The following is a 968-nucleotide window of genomic DNA, read 5'->3' as shown; positions in this document are numbered from 1 at the left end:
TAGAAAAGTGTCCCGAGAAAGTACGATCCCTATTGATGGACATTCGATCCGTAATGCAGTCAGCGGCACTTGGCTCCACCGAGACCACCAGCTACTTTCAGATGCCTGGGCTACCTCTACGAAGGGTATGACTACAACGGAATGTTCGCTTGGTTTAGCTTCAAATCACCGAACGTGCGCTTGCATGTTCGCCCTCCGGTCTTGGAGAACCATAGAGAAGACGTCGGGGATTTCGCTACGACGAAAGCCATCGTTAGTTTTCCCGTAAGCGGAAAGATCCCGAGAGCATTGGTGAAGAAGCTGGTGAAGGCGAGCATCACCGAAATGAAGAGGAAGGCACGTGGATAGAAAGCAATTAATCCTGGTGCATGCGGGGCTGTCGTGTGAGGCCTAACCCTTCCTTCCAGCGGACATGCGTACGGCATGCCGCTTAAGTCCAACGTTAGGCGTCACTTGAAGCAGTTCCCTGCATCGTCAATTGAAAATTGAGAGGTCACATGCTCACGCTTTACTACACACCCAATACCTGCGCACTGGCAACGCATCTGGTGCTGGCCCATGCAAATGCTGAGTACGAACTGGTCCGGATCGACTTTTCGAAGAACGAACAACGGGGGGCTGACTACCTGAAGGTCAACCCGAAGGGTCGGGTTCCAGCGCTGGTGACGGAACGCGGCGTCCTGACGGAAACACCGGCCATGCTCATGTTCGTCGCCCAGACGTACCCGGATGCGCATCTGGCTCCGTTGGGTGACACGTTTCGGCTTGCGGAAATGAACGCTTTCAACAGCTATTTGTGCTCCACGGTTCATGTGGCCCACGCCCATCGAATGCGCGGTCACAGATGGGCGGACGAGCCTGAAGCATGGGACGCCATGCGAAGGAAGGTTCCTCAATCCGTGGGTGACGCCTTCTCGCTGATCGAAAGCGAGTATTTGCGCGGACCGTGGGCTATGGGAGAGGATTTC

Annotated in this window: 1 protein-coding gene; it reads left to right on the top strand. The window is 55.0% G+C overall.

Going from position 1 to position 968, the window contains the following annotated elements; translation table 11 throughout:
• Positions 1-551 precede the first annotated feature (551 nt).
• A partial coding sequence (locus AC1D0Z_RS22855; RefSeq protein ID WP_477660418.1) for a glutathione S-transferase family protein occupies positions 552-968 on the top strand: 417 nt, incomplete at its 3' end.

The sequence above is a fragment of the Polaromonas sp. P1_E3 genome (assembly GCF_056405935.1).
This window is presented reverse-complemented; position numbering and strand designations above follow the sequence as displayed.